This window comes from Modestobacter sp. SSW1-42 (assembly GCF_046635825.1).
GTDB lineage: Bacteria > Actinomycetota > Actinomycetes > Mycobacteriales > Geodermatophilaceae > Modestobacter.
This window is the reverse complement of record NZ_JBISCA010000003.1, coordinates 299,768-316,503: the sequence shown is the minus strand read 5'-3', so window position 1 is coordinate 316,503 and position 16,736 is coordinate 299,768. Positions and strand designations below refer to the sequence as shown.

The 16,736-nt window shown below is 75.2% G+C and carries 15 protein-coding genes; 11 read left to right on the top strand and 4 right to left on the bottom strand.

Features of this window, described 5'->3' with window-relative positions; translation table 11 throughout:
• Positions 1-62: 62 nt before the first annotated feature.
• Positions 63-1,181, bottom strand: coding sequence for a DUF3866 family protein (locus ACGBYP_RS11765; RefSeq protein ID WP_411584230.1), 1,119 nt, complete (start codon positions 1,179-1,181; stop codon positions 63-65).
• A 72-nt stretch (positions 1,182-1,253) separates the two neighbouring features.
• Between ACGBYP_RS11765 and ACGBYP_RS11760 the strand changes: the two genes are divergently transcribed.
• The 7 genes from ACGBYP_RS11760 to ACGBYP_RS11730 all read left to right on the top strand — a co-directional run bounded on the left by ACGBYP_RS11760 (position 1,254) and on the right by ACGBYP_RS11730 (position 8,741).
• The gene (locus ACGBYP_RS11760; RefSeq protein ID WP_411584228.1) at positions 1,254-2,231 is read left to right on the top strand and encodes a helix-turn-helix transcriptional regulator; all 978 of its coding nucleotides are present in this window, start codon (positions 1,254-1,256) and stop codon (positions 2,229-2,231) included.
• On the top strand, positions 2,228-3,193 hold the full coding sequence (locus ACGBYP_RS11755; RefSeq protein WP_411584226.1) for a helix-turn-helix transcriptional regulator: 966 nt from the start codon (positions 2,228-2,230) through the stop codon (positions 3,191-3,193). Before ACGBYP_RS11760 ends, ACGBYP_RS11755 begins: the two co-directional genes overlap by 4 nt.
• Before the next feature lie 36 nt (positions 3,194-3,229).
• Entirely contained in the window at positions 3,230-3,436 is a 207-nt protein-coding gene (locus ACGBYP_RS11750; RefSeq protein WP_411584224.1) for a hypothetical protein, read from the top strand.
• Positions 3,437-3,584: 148 nt separating this feature from the next.
• Positions 3,585-3,920, top strand: a complete 336-nt coding sequence (gene tatA, locus ACGBYP_RS11745; RefSeq protein WP_411584223.1) for a Sec-independent protein translocase subunit TatA — start codon at positions 3,585-3,587, stop codon at positions 3,918-3,920.
• A gap of 22 nt (positions 3,921-3,942) precedes the next feature.
• The gene (gene tatC / locus ACGBYP_RS11740; RefSeq protein ID WP_411584221.1) at positions 3,943-4,998 is read left to right on the top strand and encodes a twin-arginine translocase subunit TatC; all 1,056 of its coding nucleotides are present in this window, start codon (positions 3,943-3,945) and stop codon (positions 4,996-4,998) included.
• 96 nt (positions 4,999-5,094) lie between these two features.
• Positions 5,095-7,914 carry a DEAD/DEAH box helicase gene (locus ACGBYP_RS11735; RefSeq protein WP_411584219.1) on the top strand — a complete coding sequence of 940 codons (2,820 nt, stop codon included), beginning with the start codon at positions 5,095-5,097 and terminating at the stop codon, positions 7,912-7,914.
• A gap of 50 nt (positions 7,915-7,964) precedes the next feature.
• Positions 7,965-8,741 (top strand): DUF4333 domain-containing protein, encoded by a 777-nt coding sequence (locus ACGBYP_RS11730; RefSeq protein WP_411584217.1) that lies wholly within the window; start codon positions 7,965-7,967, stop codon positions 8,739-8,741.
• A gap of 13 nt (positions 8,742-8,754) precedes the next feature.
• Here the strand turns inward: ACGBYP_RS11730 and ACGBYP_RS11725 are convergent, their stop codons facing one another.
• The gene (locus ACGBYP_RS11725; RefSeq protein ID WP_411585224.1) at positions 8,755-9,663 is read right to left on the bottom strand and encodes a 5'-3' exonuclease H3TH domain-containing protein; all 909 of its coding nucleotides are present in this window, start codon (positions 9,661-9,663) and stop codon (positions 8,755-8,757) included.
• 74 nt (positions 9,664-9,737) lie between these two features.
• On the opposite strand from ACGBYP_RS11725, the gene ACGBYP_RS11720 reads away from it, so the two are divergent.
• From ACGBYP_RS11720 to ACGBYP_RS11710, 3 genes are all read left to right on the top strand, one after another.
• Positions 9,738-10,886, top strand: coding sequence for a M24 family metallopeptidase (locus ACGBYP_RS11720; RefSeq protein ID WP_411584215.1), 1,149 nt, complete (start codon positions 9,738-9,740; stop codon positions 10,884-10,886).
• Positions 10,861-11,343 (top strand): Lrp/AsnC family transcriptional regulator, encoded by a 483-nt coding sequence (locus ACGBYP_RS11715; protein WP_411584213.1) that lies wholly within the window; start codon positions 10,861-10,863, stop codon positions 11,341-11,343. The genes ACGBYP_RS11720 and ACGBYP_RS11715 overlap by 26 nt, the downstream gene beginning before the upstream one ends.
• Before the next feature lie 97 nt (positions 11,344-11,440).
• Positions 11,441-12,535, top strand: coding sequence for an Rv2578c family radical SAM protein (locus tag ACGBYP_RS11710; protein ID WP_411584211.1), 1,095 nt, complete (start codon positions 11,441-11,443; stop codon positions 12,533-12,535).
• A gap of 4 nt (positions 12,536-12,539) precedes the next feature.
• Here the strand turns inward: ACGBYP_RS11710 and ACGBYP_RS11705 are convergent, their stop codons facing one another.
• A complete protein-coding gene (locus ACGBYP_RS11705; protein WP_411584209.1) occupies positions 12,540-13,385 on the bottom strand; it encodes a hypothetical protein in 846 nt (281 codons plus the stop codon).
• A 1,056-nt stretch (positions 13,386-14,441) separates the two neighbouring features.
• On the opposite strand from ACGBYP_RS11705, the gene ACGBYP_RS11700 reads away from it, so the two are divergent.
• Positions 14,442-15,302, top strand: coding sequence for a lysophospholipid acyltransferase family protein (locus ACGBYP_RS11700; RefSeq protein WP_411584207.1), 861 nt, complete (start codon positions 14,442-14,444; stop codon positions 15,300-15,302).
• Between the two features lie 6 nt (positions 15,303-15,308).
• On the opposite strand, the gene ACGBYP_RS11695 is transcribed toward ACGBYP_RS11700, so the two are convergent.
• The gene (locus tag ACGBYP_RS11695; RefSeq protein WP_411584205.1) at positions 15,309-16,733 is read right to left on the bottom strand and encodes a lipase maturation factor family protein; all 1,425 of its coding nucleotides are present in this window, start codon (positions 16,731-16,733) and stop codon (positions 15,309-15,311) included.
• Between the last annotated feature and the right edge of the window lie 3 nt (positions 16,734-16,736).

The following is a 16,736-nucleotide window of genomic DNA, read 5'->3' as shown; positions in this document are numbered from 1 at the left end:
TCCGTGCACGTCACCCGCGCTGCAGCACGAGCAGAGCGGGCAGGACGCGAGCGACGCCGGGGTCAGGCCGGAGGCGGGCCGAAGAGCGTGATCTGCGCGGCGTACCGGCCGGCCGCCGCGGCCGACAGGAAGTAGGGGCGGTCCTCGGCCAGCCCGCGGCCCATCGTCGACAGCTGCGCGGGGGAGGCGGCGAGCGCGTCGTCCAGCCCCTCGCTGTCCACCCACTCCACGGGGTTGCGCTCGGGCTGCCCGGCCAGGTCCTCCTCGACCTGGCTGCCCAGCTCCGACCCCAGCCCGCGCGGCGCCACGAGGGTCACCCCGGCCAGCGCCACCCGGCCGAAGGCGGTCAGCGAGTGGTGCGAGACCCCGCGGTGGCGGGGCCGGGGGTCGGCGTCGGAGATCCGCAGCGCCCCGATGGTGCGCCCGCCCAGGACGGCGACGGCGTTGCAGGCGTCGCCGGCGGCCACCCCCGAGAAGCCCCACGGCGTCCCGGTGCCCAGGTTGCCCGGGCCCTGGGTGACGACGGTGATGTCGGCGTGCAGCACGTGCCGGGCCGCCAGCAGCCCGGTGTGCACGGTGACCGCCTCCAGGTCGCCGCCGAAGGCCTGCCCGACGGTCACCACACCGGCCAGCGAACCGGCCAGCGCGTCGAGGGTCCGGCTGAACGCCGCCGGCAGCGCCCCGCCGTCGGTCATCACATAGGCGATCCGCAGCGCCGGGTCGGTGACGTGCGCCCCGGCCACGATCGCCGGCAGCGCCGAGTGCAGGTCGGCCACCACCACCGGCATGCCGTCGAGGTCCTCGGCCTCGGCGATCGTGGCGTGGTGGTCGGTCCCCGGCTCGTCGACACCGGGCACCGTCACCTGCAGCGGGCCGTACCGGCCCTTCACCAGGTGGCCGGGGCCCGCCGGGTCCAGTGGCAGCCGGTCGGGGACGGCGACCACCAGCGCGTACCCGCCGGTGCCCAGGTGCTGCGCCCACGCGGTGGTGTTCAGCAGCACCGTGTCGCCGACCTGCGGGGAGCCGACCACCGACGGGTGCGCCAGCGCGGGCACCGCGCCGTCGCCGGGCACCGCCACGGTCAGTTCCCGGGCGTCGTGCCAGGACCGGCCGAGCTCGGTCACCTCGCCGCGGCGCCAGCGGATCCGCGAGCCGGGGGCGGGGGAGGGGGCGTCGGTCACCGGAGCAGAGTAGGTGAGCTGGGCGCCCGCCTCAGGAGGAGCCCGACCCGCGCAGGGCACTAGCCTGTGCGCGTGGCAGCCAAGCGGGCGGAACGACTGGTGAACCTGGTCATCGCCCTGCTCGGCACCCGGCAGTACGTCTCGGCGGCCAAGATCCGCACCATCGTCCCCGGCTACGAGCCCGACGACGGCACCGAGCGCGCCGACGAGGCGTTCAAGCGGATGTTCGAGCGCGACAAGGCCGAGCTGCGCGAGATCGGCGTCCCGCTGGAGACCGGCCGCACCAGCGCCTTCGACACCGAGGACGGCTACCGGATCGCCCGCGCCGACTACGAGCTGCCCGAGATCACCCTCACCGGACAGGAGGCCGCGGCCGTGGGGCTGGCGCTGCGGCTGTGGCAGTCGGCCCAGCTGGCCGGGGCCGCGCAGAGCGCGCTGGTGAAGCTGCGCGCCGCCGGGGTGGAGGTCGACAGCGGCCGCGGCGTGCCCATCCAGCCCCGCCTGGACGCCGGCGAACCCGCGTTCGAGCCCTGCTACGCCGCCGCCCGCGACCGCCGGGTGCTCACCTTCGACTACCGCCGTCCCGACGAGGAGTCCCCGCACCGCCGCCGGGTGCAGCCCTGGGGCGTCGTCGCCTGGCACGGCCACTGGTACCTGGTCGGCCACGACCTCGACCGGGCCGCCCCCCGGGTCTTCCGGCTCTCCCGGGTCACCGGGACGCCGAGGGCCAGCGGGCCGGCCGGCGCCTTCTCCCCGCCGCCGGACCTCGACCTGGCCGCGGTGGTGGCCCGGCAGGAGTCCCGCGCCGAGCAGCTGGTCGTCGTCCGCGCGCGCCCCGGGACGGCGATCGGGCTGCGCCGCACCGCCCAGCCGCTGGGGGCCGCCGAGGACGGCGACGACCGCCTGCAGCTGCGCACCACCGATCCCGAGAAGCTGGCCGACACCCTGGCCGCCTACGGCGCCGACGTCCTGGTCGAGGCCCCGCAGGCGGTGCGCGCGGCCGTGGTCGAGCGCCTGGGCCGGCTCGCCGCGCTGGAGGAGACGGCGTGACCGCGCCGAGCACGGCCGAGCGGATGACCCGGCTGCTGACCCTGGTCCCGTACCTGCAGGCCCGCCCGGACGGCGTCCGGCTGGCCGACGCGGCCGGCGACTTCGGCGTCAGCGAGGCCCAGCTGCGCCGCGACCTGGACCTGCTGTGGGTGTGCGGGCTGCCCGGCCACGGGCCCGGCGACCTCATCGACCTGGCCTTCGAGGGCGACCGGGTGCGGGTGACCTTCACCGCGGGCATGGTGCGGCCGCTGCGGCTGAGCACCGACGAGGCGGTGGCGCTGATCGTCGCGCTGCGCACCCTGCTGGAGATGCCCGGCCTGGCCGAGGGGGAGGCGGTCAGCCGCGCGCTGGCCAAGGTCTCGGCCGCCGCCGGGCACCCCGGGGAGGTCCGCGCACCCGTGGCGGTGAGCATCGGCGCCGCCGAGCAGTCCCTGGCCGTCGTCCGCGACGGGCTCGAGCGCGGCCGGGCGCTGCACCTGCACTACTACGTCCCCAGCCGGGACGAGCGCACCGAGCGCACCGTCGACCCGATGCGGCTGCTGCTGGTCGACGGCCGCTGGTACCTGGAGGCCTGGTGCCGCAACGTCGAGGGCACCCGGCTGTTCCGGCTCGACCGGATCGACGAGGTCACCGTCCTGGACGACCCCGCTGCCCCGCCGGAGGAGGCCACCGAGCGCGACCTCGACGAGGGGCTCTACCAGCCCGGCGCCGAGGCGCCGCTGGTGCGCCTGCGGCTGGCCCGCACCGCCCGCTGGGTCGCCGACTACTACCCCGTCGAGGATGTCGAGGAGGTCGCCGACCCGCCCGGCGGCCTGGCCGTGGCGGTGCGGACGTCGGACCTGTCCTGGGCCCGCCGGCTGGTCGCCTCCCTCGGCGGCGCGGCGCTGGTCGACTCCCCGGCCGAGCTGGCCGCCCAGGTCGCCGGCGAGGCCCGCGCCGCGCTGGCCCGCTATGCCGACTGAGCGCCGCCGGCGCCCCCGGCCGTTAGGGTCGGTCCCGTGTTGCTGATCGTGTGGATCGCCGTCGCCGTCCTGGTGCTGCTAGTGCTGGGCACCCTGGCCTACAACGTGCTGGGTGCGGCCGGGCGGCTGGGCCGGGAGCTGCGGGCGCTGGAGCGCGAGGCGGCCCCGCTGCTGGCCGAGGCACAGGCCACCGCCGCCCGCGCGGCCGCGGCCCGGGCCGAGCGCCCGGCCGCGTCGGACTGAACCCCCGGGCGGTCCGGTCGCGAACCCCGTGGCGTCGTCCTCCTGAACCACAGGTGGACGCCGTGCGTACAGCTGCGGCGAGGCCTGGACCGCACAGGGTCCCGGCGTAGAGTCGGCCCCGCTCGCCCCCCACGACTCGGAGGACCCGATGAACCTCGGCCCGATGGAGATCGGCCTCATCATCCTGGCCGTCCTGCTGCTCTTCGGTTACAAGAAGCTGCCCGACGCCTCCCGCTCGATGGGGCGCTCGATGCGCATCTTCAAGAGCGAGATGAAGGGCATGAAGGACGACGACGTCCGCGCCAAGGACGAGGCCCGCACCACCCCGGTGACCGGCCAGATCGTCGCCCCCTCCCCGGTCCCCACCGCCGCGGTGAGCGACCTGGAGGCCGAGGCCGCTGCCGCCGAGGCCCGCGCGGTCGCCGCCCGCGCCGCGGCAGAGCGCGCCCGCACGTCGGCGGCCTCCGCCGACAGCGCCCGCTGACCCGCAGCACCACCCGCCGCCCGTGACCCTGGCAGGGCGCACCCGCGATCGCCGCCCGCGGCGTCCCGAGAGGGACGCCGCGGCGACGATGAGCCTGATCGGCCACCTCCGCGAGCTGCGCAACCGCATCGGCATCGCGCTGCTGTTCGTGCTGATCGGCACCGCGGTCGCGTTCTGGTGGTACGACCACGGGCTGGGGGCGTTCATCCGGGCGCCCTACTGCGGGCTCGAACCCGATCTGCGCGGGCTGCCCGGCCAGGCCGACGGCGACTGCGACCTGGTGATCACCGGTGTCCTCGACGGTGCGCTCATCCGCCTGAAGATCAGCTTCATCGTCGGGATCGTCCTGTCCGCGCCGTTCTGGCTGTACCAGCTGTGGGCGTTCCTCACCCCGGGGCTGAAGAAGAACGAGAAGCGCTACGGGGTCGGCTTCGTCACCGCCTCCTCCACGCTGTTCGCCCTCGGCGCGGCGATGGCCTACATCTCGCTGGACAAGGGCCTGGAGCTGCTGCTCACCCTGGCCGGTGACGGCGTGACCGCGCTGCTGACGGCGCAGGAGTACATCGGCTTCGTCATCTCCCTGCTGCTCGCCTTCGGCGTGAGCTTCGAGCTGCCGCTGATCGCGGTGGGGCTCAACCTGATCGGCGTCCTGTCCTACGGGGTGCTGGCCAAGAGCCGCCGCTGGCTGTACTTCCTCACCATCGTCTTCGCCGCGTTCATCACCCCCACGCAGGACCCGTTCACGATGCTGCTGATGGCCGCGCCGATGTGCGTGCTGTTCGAGCTCGCGATCCAGGTCGCCCGCTTCGTGGACAAGCGGCGGGCCAAGCGGTCGGCCGCCGACGGCCTGGCCGGCCTGGACGACGACGAGGCGTCCCCGGCGATCGCGGCCGCCACCCCGCTGGACGCCGCTGCGCTGGAGGCACCCGCCCCGGTCACCCCGAGCCGGCTGGACGCCCCCGACCGCGTCGTCCCCAGCGCCCTGGACGCCCCCGGCCGGGTCGCCCCGAGCCCGCAGGAGGCACCGGGCAGCGTCCGGCCCAGCCCCCTCGACGACCACGGGCACACCCAGCCCTGACGGCCCTCGGCACGCCTGCACGAGCCGCGTCCGCCACCCGTCGCCGCTGTCCGGGGTGGACGGGTGGCGCAGGCGCGGAGCGCCTAACGTGGGGGCATGTCCAGCCCGGCTGAGCGGTACGCGGCTGCCCGTCGCCGTTCCGCGCACCCCACCCTGTCGGACTTCACCGCCGAGCTCGGCTTCGAGCTGGACCCCTTCCAGGTCGAGGCCTGCGAGGCGCTGGAGGAGGGGTCCGGCGTGCTCGTGTGCGCCCCCACCGGCGCCGGCAAGACCGTCGTCGGCGAGTTCGCCGTGCACAAGGCGCTCCAGGAGGGCCGCAAGGCCTTCTACACGACGCCGATCAAGGCGCTGTCCAACCAGAAGTACAGCGACCTCTGCGACCGGTACGGGGCGGACAAGGTCGGCCTGCTGACCGGCGACAACGCCATCAACGGCGACGCCCCCGTGGTCGTGATGACCACCGAGGTGCTGCGCAACATGCTCTACGTCGACTCCCCGGCGCTGACCGACCTCGGCTACGTGGTCATGGACGAGGTGCACTACCTCGCCGACCGGTTCCGCGGCGCGGTCTGGGAGGAGGTGATCATCCACCTGCCCGAGCACGTGCGGCTGGTGTCGCTGTCGGCCACGGTGAGCAACGCCGAGGAGTTCGCCGACTGGCTGGTCACCGTGCGCGGCGACACCCGGGTGGTGGTCAGCGAGGTCCGGCCCATCCCGCTGTGGCAGCACATGCTGGTCGGCGGGCGGGTCTTCGACCTGTTCGCCCTGCGCCCGGCGGCACACGCCGGCGAGTGGGAGCAGACCCCCCGCGGGCTGTCGACCCGCGAGCGTGGCCGCGCGGTCGTCGACCCGGAGCTGGTGCGCTACGTGCACGAGCAGGAGCGGCGCTTCGACTCCTGGCACGGCGGCGGGGGCGGCGGCCGCAACGGGTTCGGGTCCAAGCCGCGCTACTCCCCGCCGTCGCGGCCCGACGTCATCGAGCGGCTGGACCGGGCCGGGCTGCTGCCGGCGATCACCTTCGTGTTCAGCCGCAACGGCTGCGACGCCGCCGTGCACCAGTGCCTGGCCTCGGGGCTGCGGCTCACCGACGAGAGCGAGCGCGCCGCCATCGCCGAGATCATCGACCGGCGCACCGGTGCGCTGCCCGACGAGGACCTGCACGTGCTCGGTTTCTGGGAGTGGCGCGAGGGCCTGCTCGCCGGCTTCGCGGCCCACCACGCCGGCCTGGTGCCCGCGTTCAAGGAGACCGTCGAGGAGTGCTTCGTCCGCGGTCTGGTCAAGGCGGTGTTCGCCACCGAGACCCTGGCCCTGGGCATCAACATGCCGGCGCGCACCGTCGTCCTCGAGCGGCTGGTGAAGTGGAACGGCGAGGCCCACGCCGACGTGACGCCGGGGGAGTACACCCAGCTCACCGGCCGGGCCGGCCGCCGCGGCATCGACGTCGAGGGGCACGCCGTCGTCGTCTGGGCCCCCGGGGTCGACCCGGCCGTCGTGGCCGGGCTGGCCAGCACCCGCACCTACCCGCTGCGCTCGTCGTTCCGGCCCAGCTACAACATGGCCGTCAACCTGGTCGGCGCCTTCGGCCGGGAGCGCGCCCGCGAGCTGCTCGCCTCCTCCTTCGCCCAGTTCCAGGCCGACCGCTCGGTGGTCGGGCTGGCCCGGTCGGCGGCCCGGCACGAGGAGGACGCCGCCCGGCTGGAGGCCGAGGTGCGGGGCGGGCTGGCCGACGCGGTGTTCGACGTCGCCGGGTACGCGAAGCTGCGCAGCGAGATCTCCCAGCGGGAGAAGACGCTGTCCCGCGACTCCCAGGCCAAGCGCCGGGCCGACGCCGCCGAGTCGCTGGCCGCGCTGCGCGCCGGCGACGTCATCCGGGTGCCCAGCGGTCGCCGGCAGGGCCTGGCGGTCGTGCTCGACCCGGGCCTGACCGAGCTGGCCGACCCGCACCCGCTGGTGCTGACGGAGGACAAGTGGGCCGGCCGGCTCGGCTCGGTCGACTTCCCGACCCCGGTGACCGCGCTGACCCGGGTGCGGGTGCCCAAGAACTTCAACCACCGCAGCCCGCACGCCCGCCGCGACCTCGCCTCCACCCTGCGCAACGCCCGCACCGAGAACGACCTGGGCGCCCGCCGGGTGCGCGGCCGGTCCGGAGCGGACGACGACCCGGTGCTGACCGACCTGCGGCACGCCATGCGCGCCCACCCGGTGCACGCGCTGCCCGACCGCGAGGAGCGGGTGCGCGCCGCCGACCGCTGGCTGCGGGTGCTGCGCGAGGCCGAGCAGCTGCGCCGCCAGATCGCCGACCGCACCGGCTCGCTCACCGCCCAGTTCGACCGCACCTGCGACGTCCTCACCGAGCGGGGCTACCTGACCCCCGAGCCGGCCGACGCCGACGCGGCGCTGGTGACCGACGCCGGGCGGAAGCTGGGCCGCATCTGGTCCGAGACCGACCTGCTCACCGCCGAGTGCCTGCGCGCCGGGGTGTTCCGCGGGCTCACCCCGGCCGAGCTCGCCGGAGTGGTCTCCGCGCTGGTGTTCGAGGCCCGCCGCGACACCGTGGCCCAGCCGTCCGTGCCGGCCGGCAAGGTCACCGGGGCGCTGGCCGAGATGCGCCGGGTGCACGAGCGGCTCGCCGACGTCGAGCGCGACCACGGCGTGCCGGTCACCCGCGACCTGGACCCGGGCTTCGTCTGGGCGGCCTACCGCTGGGCCGACGGGCAGACCCTGGACCGGGTCCTCGCCGGCGCCGAGCAGGCCGGCACCGAGCTGTCCGGCGGTGACTTCGTCCGCTGGGCCCGTCAGCTCATCGACCTGCTCGACCAGCTGGCCAAGGTCGCCGACGAGCCGCTGGCCGGCGTCGCCCGCTCGGCGGTGGGCCGGGTGCGCCGCGGGGTCGTGTCGGCCTCGGTCACCGGGTAGGGCACGATCGCCGCGCGCGGCCCGCAGCGGGTCCAGGACGAGGAGCGACGATGAGCCAGCCGCCGCAGGACCGGGACCGGCCCGACTGGACGCCGTGGAGCCGTGAGCCCGACGAGCCGGGGGACCGGTCGCCCGAGCAGCAGGCGGGCCAGGAGCGCGCGGGCCAGGAAGCCCGCCCGGGGTGGGGGCCGCCCTCGCCCGGCCACGGGCAGCAGCACGGTCCGTACGGGCAGCCCCCGTACGGCCAGCACGGTCAGCAGCCCCCGTACGGCCAGTACGGGCAACCGCAGTACGGGCAGCCCCATTACGGGCAGCCCCAGTACGGGCAGCCGCACCCGTACCCGCCTGCCCAGTACCCGTCGCCCCAGTACGGGCAGCCGCAGTACGGGCACCCGCAGCAGTACCCGCCCCAGCAGTACGGCCAGCAGCCCCACGGGCAGCACCACCACGGCCAGCAGCCGTACGGCCCGTTCCCCGGGCAGGCCCCCGCCGGCTGGGGGCAGCCCCCGCAGCCCGTCCGCCGCCGGCCGCGCCGGCTGGGGCTGTTGCTCGCGATCGTCGCGCTCGTCGTCCTCGTGGCGGCCGCGGTCGGCCAGGGCCAGGGGCTGGGCGGCACCCAATTGGACCCCGACGCCGTGCAGCGGGACGTCGCCGAGCAGTTCGAGGAGGCCACCGGCGTGGCCCTGGACCTGACCTGCGACCAGGACATGACCGTCGAGGCCGGCCGCAGCTACCGGTGCGAGGGCCGCACCGCCGACGACGAGCCGGTCACCGTCACGATCACCCTCACCGACGACGAGGGCGCCTACACCTGGGCCGACCGCTGAGGGCCCGTCCGGGTCAGTCCTGCGGCCAGTCCAGCGCCGCGCCCAGCCGGCGCACCGAGGACTCCAGGCCGTGCTCGGCCGCCAGCGCGGCCAGCGCGTCGGGGTCGGCGGGCCGCCGGGGCAGGGCGCCGTCCACCGGGGGCAGGTCGATGCCGGTGACCACGGCGACCACCTCCGGTGCGGCGTCCAGGTAGTCGCCGGCCGCCTGCAGCTTCTTGAGCACCGCGGCGGTGAGCGGCGCCTTCGGCACCACGGTCCGGGCCACGGCCGCGCGGATGCCGGCCAGCGAGCCGAACTCGTTGACCAGCGCGGCCGCCGTCTTGGCGCCCACCCCGGTCACCCCGGGCAGGCCGTCGCTGGGGTCGCCCCGCAGGACGGCGAAGTCGGCGTAGCTGCGGCCGGGGATGCCGTACCGGGCGGCGACCGAGGCCTCGTCGACGAACTCGAGGTCGTTGACCCCGCGGGCGGTGTAGAGGACCCGGACGCCGCGCTCGTCGTCCACCAGCTGGAAGAGGTCGCGGTCGCCGGTGACGACGTCGACCGGGCCGCGGGCGCGGGTGGCCAGCGTGCCGATCACGTCGTCGGCCTCGAAGCCGGGGGCACCGACCCGGGCCAGCCCCGCGGCGGCGAGCACGTCGACCAGCACGGGCACCTGCGGCGCCAGCTCGTCGGGGGTCTCCTCACCGCCCTCCGGGGCGACGCGGTGCGCCTTGTACGTGGGCAGCGCCGCGACCCGGAACGCCGGCCGCCAGTCGTCGTCCCAGCAGGCGACCAGCCGCTGGGGTGCGTGCGCCACGACCAGCCGTGCGGTCATGTCCAGGAACCCGCGGACGGCGTTCACCGGGCGCCCGTGCGGGCCGGTGACGGTGGTGGGCACCCCGTAGAAGGCGCGGTAGTAGAGGCTCGCCGCGTCCAGCAGCATCGTGGTCACGCGGGGACGGTAACGGGACGAACACGGTGAGCGGGATCGTCGTCCCCGCTGGCTACTCTGCCGACGTGGCCGCCACCCCCGCTCCCTCGTCCCCCCTGGCGTCGCCCGACCGGGTGCACGCCGCCCGCGCCGTGGCCGGTGAGCTCGGCATCGACGTCCTCGTCGTCACCCCCGGCGCCGACCTGCGCTACCTCTGCGGCTACGACGCCCACGCCATGGAGCGCCTCACCGCGCTGGTCGTCCCGCGCCGCGGCGAGCCGCTGCTGGTCGTGCCCCGGCTCGAGGCGCCGATGGTCGGCGCCTCACCCGCCGGCGCGCTCGGCCTGGAGGTGCTGGCCTGGGACGAGACCGACGACGCGTTCGCCGTCCTCGCCGCCGCCGTCACCGCCCGGCTGGGGGCCGCGCCCACCCGGGTCGCCGTCGGCTCCCGCACCTGGGCCGAGCACGCGCTGGGCGTGCAGCGCGCGCTGCCCGGCTCGGTCCTGGAGCTCGCCGGCCCGGTCATCGACCGGCTCCGCACGGTCAAGACCCCCGCCGAGGTCGAGGAGCTGGCCGCCGCCGGTGCCGCCATCGACCGGGTGCACGCCCGGATGGGGGAGTGGCTGCGGGTCGGGCGCACCGAGGCCGAGGTCGGCGCGGACGTCGCCGCCGCGATCCTCGCCGAGGGCCACGTCGCCGTCGACTTCACGATCATCGCCTCGGGCCCGAACGGCGCCAGCCCGCACCACGAGCTCTCCGACCGGGTCGTCGAGGCCGGTGACCTGGTGGTGGTCGACATCGGCGGCCGCACCGCGTCCGGCTACCGCTCCGACTGCACCCGCACGTACATCGTCGGCGGGATGGCCGCGCGGGGGCTCAAGGAGTGGTACAGCGTCCTCGAGCGGGCCCAGGCGGCCGCGGTCGCCGCCGTCCGCCCGGGCGTGACCTGCGAGCAGGTCGACGCCGTGGCCCGCGACCTCATCACCGCCGCCGGGTACGGGGAGCACTTCGTCCACCGCACCGGCCACGGCATCGGGCTCGACACCCACGAGGCGCCCTACATCGTGGCCGGCAACGACCTGCCGCTGGAGCCGGGCATGGCCTTCTCCGTCGAGCCCGGCATCTACCTGGAGGGGCGTTACGGCGCCCGGATCGAGGACATCGTGGTCTGCACCGACGACGGCGTCCGCGTCCTGAACAACGGTCCCCGTGGGCTCGTCGAGCTCCCCGGCTGAGACCGGCGGCCAGTCCGCCGTCTCCGACGTCGACCAGGCGCTGCTCGCCGCGCTTTCCCGGGACGGGCGGGCCAGCTACACCGAGCTGGCGGAGCTGGTCGGGCTGTCGGTGTCCGCGGTGCACCAGCGGGTGCGCCGGTTGGAGCAGCGCGGGCTGATCACCGGGTACGCCGCCCAGGTCGACGCCCGGGCGCTGGGGCTGCCACTGACCGCCTTCGTCTCCATCACGCCCATCGACGTGGGGCACCCCGACGACGCGCCGGCCCTGCTGGCGCACCTGACCGCCGTCGAGGCCTGCCACGCCGTCGCCGGGGTGGAGAGCTACATCCTCAAGGTGCGCGTGGCCGGCCCCGACGCCCTCGAGGCGCTGCTGCACGAGATCCGCGCGGTGGCCAACGTGAGCACCCGGACGACGGTGGTGCTCTCGACCGCCTACGAGAACCGGCCGCCCGTCTGAGGAAGGACCCCCTCGCCCCCCACCACTCGCCAGCTCGTGGCGGGACCTGCGAGGGGGCCGGTGGACGTCGCGTCGAACATGTGTTCGGATGGGCGTCATGCGCTGGGATGCCCAACGGCTCGACCTCGACGAGCCCACGACGCTGCCCGGGCTGCCCGACGTCCGCGGCCTGCTGCGCAGCGTGCAGGTGCCGGAGTTCCCCGGGCTGACGTTCCACGAGGTGCGGGCCAAGAGCGCGCTCAACGCCGTCCCGAAGGACTCGGCGATGCCGTTCGGTCACACGATCAACCCGTACCGGGGCTGCTCGCATGCGTGTGTGTACTGCTTCGCTCGCGGCACCCACGAGTGGCTGGAGCTCGACAGCGGCGCCGACTTCGACCAGCAGATCGTGGTCAAGACCAACCTCGTCGACGTGCTCCGCCGCGAGCTGGCCCGCCCGTCCTGGAAGCGGGAGCACGTCGCGCTGGGCACCAACACCGACCCCTACCAGCGCGCCGAGGGGCGGTACCGCCTGATGCCCGGGGTCGTCGACGCGCTCGCCCGCTCCGGCACGCCCTTCTCGATCCTGACCAAGGGCACGCTGGCCCGCCGCGACGTTCCCCTGCTGGCCGCCGCCTCCCGCGACGTGCCGATCGGCATGGGGGTGTCGCTGGCCATCTGGGACGACGGCCTGCACACGGCTCTCGAGCCCGGCGTGCCCACCCCGCGGGCGCGGCTGGACCTGGTGCGGGCCATCACCGACGCCGGCCTGCCGTGCGGGGTGTTCCTGGCCCCGGTCCTGCCCGGGCTCACCGACTCGCGGGAGCACCTGGCCACCGCGATCGGGGCCATCGCGGCGGCCGGCGCCACCGGGGTCACCGTCGTCCCGCTGCACCTGCGCCCGGGCGCCCGGGAGTGGTTCACCAGCTGGCTGGCGCGGGAGCACCCCGGGCTGGTCGGCCGGTACCGGCAGCTCTACGGGCGGGGCGCGTACGTCCCCGCCGAGTACCGCGGCTGGCTCGCCGGGCGGGTCGCCCCGCTGCTGGCCGAGCACGGCCTGGACCGGGCCGGCGGGGGAGCGGCGCGCGGCATCGACGGCTCGCTCGGCCTGCCGGGCGACTCCGCGGCGTCCTTCCCGGCCGGCAGCCTCCCCGACCGGACCCCGACGACCCCGGTCGCCCGGGAGGAGCCGGAGCAGCTCTCGCTGTGCTGAGGCCTCAGTCGCGTTGCCGGGCGGCCCGGCGCACGGCGCGCTCGGCCCGTACGGCCCCGCGGGGCGCCACCGGCTCCACGCCGCTGCTGAGCACCAGCCGACGGTAGGAGTCGTAGGACAGCCGCGCGTAGTGGGTGGCCAGCGTCTCGGCGGTGGCGGCCTGCGACGGAGCGGCCGAGGCCTGCAGCTGGAGGGCGGTCCGGACGGCGTGCTTGGTGAAGGTGACCTGCAGCGCCTGGGTGGACAGCTGCCCGCCGACGTGGGAGGTCGGGCCCGGTCCGCGGCGCAGCGCCGGCAGCACCCACGGGCTCGCCTCCAGGGCGGGGAAGCGGTTGCGCACCTCCTCCCAGGCGTGCCAGGCGGTGAGTGCACCGGGGACGGCCCAGTCGCCGTCCTCCGTGGACACCAGCAGCCGGCGCGTGGTGGCCTGGACCTGCTCCCGGCGCAGCGAGCGGAACTGGCCCACCGTGCCGGGCCAGCCCAGCGCGATCGCGCACCAGGCGACGGTGCGCAGGTGCTCGGGGGCCTCGCCCCGCACGCGGGTCAGCTCCCGCAGGTCGAGCGTCACCGGATCGGGCTCCGGGGTGCGCGGCTGGGGCATCTGCAGGCCGCCGTAGCGGGCGACCTTCGTGTAGAGCGCCACGGTGGCCGGCTTCCAGTCGCGGACGGCGGCGATCGGGTCCAGGCCGGCGTGCGCGAGGTCGTCGGGCCCCAGGTCGAGCTCGAGTGCGGCCTCCATCAGCCGCCGCCACTGGTCCTGGTAGCCCAGCGGCGCGCGGAGCCTGCTCCAGCCGCGGACCGCCGGGGGTGACGGCATGTCCGGCAGCGCGGGATGGAAACCCTCGGTCACCTCACCATCGTACCGTTATCCCCATCCACGGGCTCGCTCACCGACCCCGCGCGCCGGGTGGCCACGGGGGAGGGGCAACGCTCGACGCGCTGCTACGGGAGGTGTGCGGGTCGCCAGCGACGCCGGCACGGACCACCGGGAGGTCGGGCCGGGACGGAGGGCTGGGGCGTGCACCCAGGTCCCGCCCGACTCGAGGGGCGGGCCGACAGGCGATGAAGAGGTGGACGGAGAGCGAGATGCTCCGATCACCGTTATCCCCAACAATCGCGCCGCCGTCCCCGGGAACTCGAAACAGCAGCAGGGGAGGGGGCTGGTCGGACGGCTGGCCGTGAGAGAGCGCGATGGACGGAGCGGGGTACCGCAGCAGAGCCGGCGACGGGTGAGCCGGGCGGGCCGAGGACCAGTTCCCTGCGGCGCCCGACGGGTGGCCGGTGCAGCAGTCCGACCGTGGCCGGCGCGGCAGGCGGGTCTCGGACCACGTCCTGTCGACCGTTATCCACAACAAGCCGCTTACCCAACACCGCGGCGCCCCGTGACCGAGCGGCACCCTCCGGGCGCCGACGCAGCAACCGCCGGGGCCGCACGACGCGTCGCCGACTCCGCTCGATGGCCGCAGCCGGTCGCCGGCCGGGGAGGGCACGGCACCGGGAGCACTCGGGTCCGGTCCGCCCCGAGAGGTCCTGAGCTCTGCGGTGCCCGTGGCTCGGGCCGGGAGGACCCGACGACGCAGCGGCCGCTGCACGGGCGGCGGAAGGCCGCTGTGCGCGCCAGCGTCGCCCCGGTCGTCCGGCTGCATCCAGGTCCGTGGCGGGGTCGCGCGGACCTCCATCCCGCACGGCCCCGGACAGGGACGACCGAGCCGCTGGGCTGCCGATGTCCTGGTGGACGCAGGCGCCCAGTCGCGCGGTGATCCGGTGACATGAACCGTTATGCCCAACAAACCAGACACAATCAAAAACAAGTGCAAAAAGCGATCAACAACCAGGAGAGGGGCCGCTCGCGTGCTGCGGTCGGGACGTCGGGCCGTGACCGCGGGACGTTGGCTAGGGTCCGGACATGTACTCGGCCAGCTGGGGTGACGTCGTCCGCCGCGACCTGTTCGGCGCGCGCCCGGACCCGCGGGACCGCCCGTACCGCTTCGTCATCCGGATCGCGCTGATCGTCTTCCGGCTCTTCCGCTTCCGGTTCGACGTCCGCGGGCAGGAGCACGTGCCGGCCAGCGGGGGCGCGATCATCTGCAGCAACCACGTCAGCTTCCTGGACTTCACCTTCCTCGGGCTGGCCGCGCTGCCCCAGCACCGGCTGGTGCGCTTCATGGCCAAGGCCTCGGTCTTCGGCCACTGGTTCTCTGGCCCGTTCATGCGCGCCATGCAGCACATCCCCGTCGACCGCGCCGCGGGCACCGCGGCCTTCGAGGCGGCGGTGAAGTCGCTGAAGGACGGCAACGTGATCGGGGTGTTCCCCGAGGCCACGATCAGCAGCTCGTTCGTCGTGAAGCAGCTCAAGGCCGGCGCCGCCCGGATGGCCGTCGACGCCGGTGTGCCGATCCTGCCCGCGGCCGTCTGGGGCGGTCAGCGGATCGCCACCAAGCGGCAGAAGGTGGTGTTCCGCCGCGACGTCCCGATCACCGTGATCATCGGCGAGCCGCTGGTGCCCGAGCCGGGGGAGAAGGTCCAGTCGCTGCTGCGCCGCACCAAGGCCGCCATCGAGGCCCTGGTGGAGGAGGCCCAGCGCACCTACCCCGACCAGCCCGCCGGCGACGACGACCGCTGGTGGCTGCCGGCCCACCTGGGCGGCACCGCGCCCACTCCGGAGCTGGCGGCCGTGCTGGACGACGAGAACGCCGCCGGCCGCAAGGTCGTCGTCCCCAAGGTGAGCCGGCTGGCCCGGGTCCGGGCGCGGCTCACCCGGCGCTGAGGGCGCTCAGCGCACCCGCTGGGCGACGTCGTCCGCGGTGAGCGGGGCGACGAGCTCCCGCTCGTAGGTGCGGTGCCAGAACGCCCCGGTGGCCCGGCGCTCGGCACGGGTGGTGAACCGGTAGCGGTACACCAGCACCCGGACGGCGGCCGGGCGGGCGCTGCTGAACGGCGCGGACCGCAGCAACCGCAGCGTGGCCGGGTCGGCCGCCAGCAGCCGGCCCAGGAACGGCATCAGCCAGGCGCGGCCGTAGACCGGTGACAGGGCCACGAACCACATCAGCCAGTCCAGCCGCAGGTGGTAGGGCGCCCACTGCGGCGGGCGGCGGTGCACGTCGCCGGGCTTGCCGCGGAACTCGTACTCCCGCCACACCGCGTCGGGGTCGAGGGAGTCGGTGGCCTCCACGACCAGCTCGCGCCGCACCTTGGTGACCGAGCCGAACGCCCCGTAGCTGTTGACCAGCCGGAACGGGTCGAAGCTGGTGTTCATCTGCTGCTGCGGCGAGAGCAGGTTGCGCACCGGCCCGATGCTGAGCACCGCCACCCCGGCGGCGACCACGATGCCGAGCACGGTGAACCAGGTGGGCGAGGACAGCTCCGCGGGCCGGTCGAACGGCAGCCACCGCCCGTCGAGCAGCGACAGGCCCAGCACCAGGGTGAGCGCGTTGAGCCAGGCGAAGTTGCCGCTGATCAGCAGGTAGCCCTGGGTGACCACCATGACGGCGGCGGCGATCCCGCAGAACGGCTGGGGCAGCAGCAGGCCCCACACGACCACCAGCTGGGTGCCGTGGTTGGCCAGCGTCTCCACCTGGTGCAGCCGCAGGCTGAGCCGGTGGAACCACCAGCTCAGCGGGTTGGGCATCGGCTGGGTCTCGTGGTGGTAGGCCAGGCAGGTCAGGTCGCGCCAGCACCGGTCGCCGCGCATCTTGATCAGCCCGGCGCCGAACTCGAGCCGGAACAGCAGCCAGCGCAGCAGCCAGATGCCCAGCGTCGGTGGGGCGACGTGCGCGGGCCCCAGGAAGACGGCGAGGAACCCGGCCTCGAGCAGCAGCGACTCCCAGCCGAAGCCGTACCAGATCTGCCCGACGTTCACGATCGACAGGTACAGCGCCCAGAGCACCGCCCACAGCGCCATCCACCCGGCGATCGGCAGCCGGTCGGCCAGCCCGGCCAGCGCCGCGGCCGACAGCACGATCCCGGTCCAGCACACCCCGCGCAGCAGTCGGTCGGAGAACCGCAGGCGGAACAGGCTCGGCGCGGTGCGCCAGGACGTGGCGCGCAGGAAGCGGGGCACCGGGGTGAGCCCGGCGGTGCCGATGAGCGCCGGCGCCTGCCGCAGCGCGGCGACGAAGGCCAGCAGGTAGACCAGCGCCAGGCCGCGGGTGAACAGCAGCCGGCCGGCCCAGGCCCCCGGATCGGAGAACCAGTCCACGGC

What these genes read in the sequence shown, in the direction of transcription:
- ACGBYP_RS11725 (WP_411585224.1), bottom strand. Translation starts at nt 9,663, where the DNA reads ATGCTGCTGGACGCGGCGAGCCTCTACTACCGCGCCTTCTACGGGGTG.
- tatA (WP_411584223.1), top strand. Translation starts at nt 3,585, where the DNA reads ATGAACCTCGGCCCGATGGAGATCGGCCTCATCATCCTGGCCGTCCTG.
- ACGBYP_RS11735 (WP_411584219.1), top strand. Translation starts at nt 5,095, where the DNA reads ATGTCCAGCCCGGCTGAGCGGTACGCGGCTGCCCGTCGCCGTTCCGCG.
- ACGBYP_RS11700 (WP_411584207.1), top strand. Translation starts at nt 14,442, where the DNA reads ATGTACTCGGCCAGCTGGGGTGACGTCGTCCGCCGCGACCTGTTCGGC.
- ACGBYP_RS11730 (WP_411584217.1), top strand. Translation starts at nt 7,965, where the DNA reads ATGAGCCAGCCGCCGCAGGACCGGGACCGGCCCGACTGGACGCCGTGG.
- ACGBYP_RS11710 (WP_411584211.1), top strand. Translation starts at nt 11,441, where the DNA reads ATGCGCTGGGATGCCCAACGGCTCGACCTCGACGAGCCCACGACGCTG.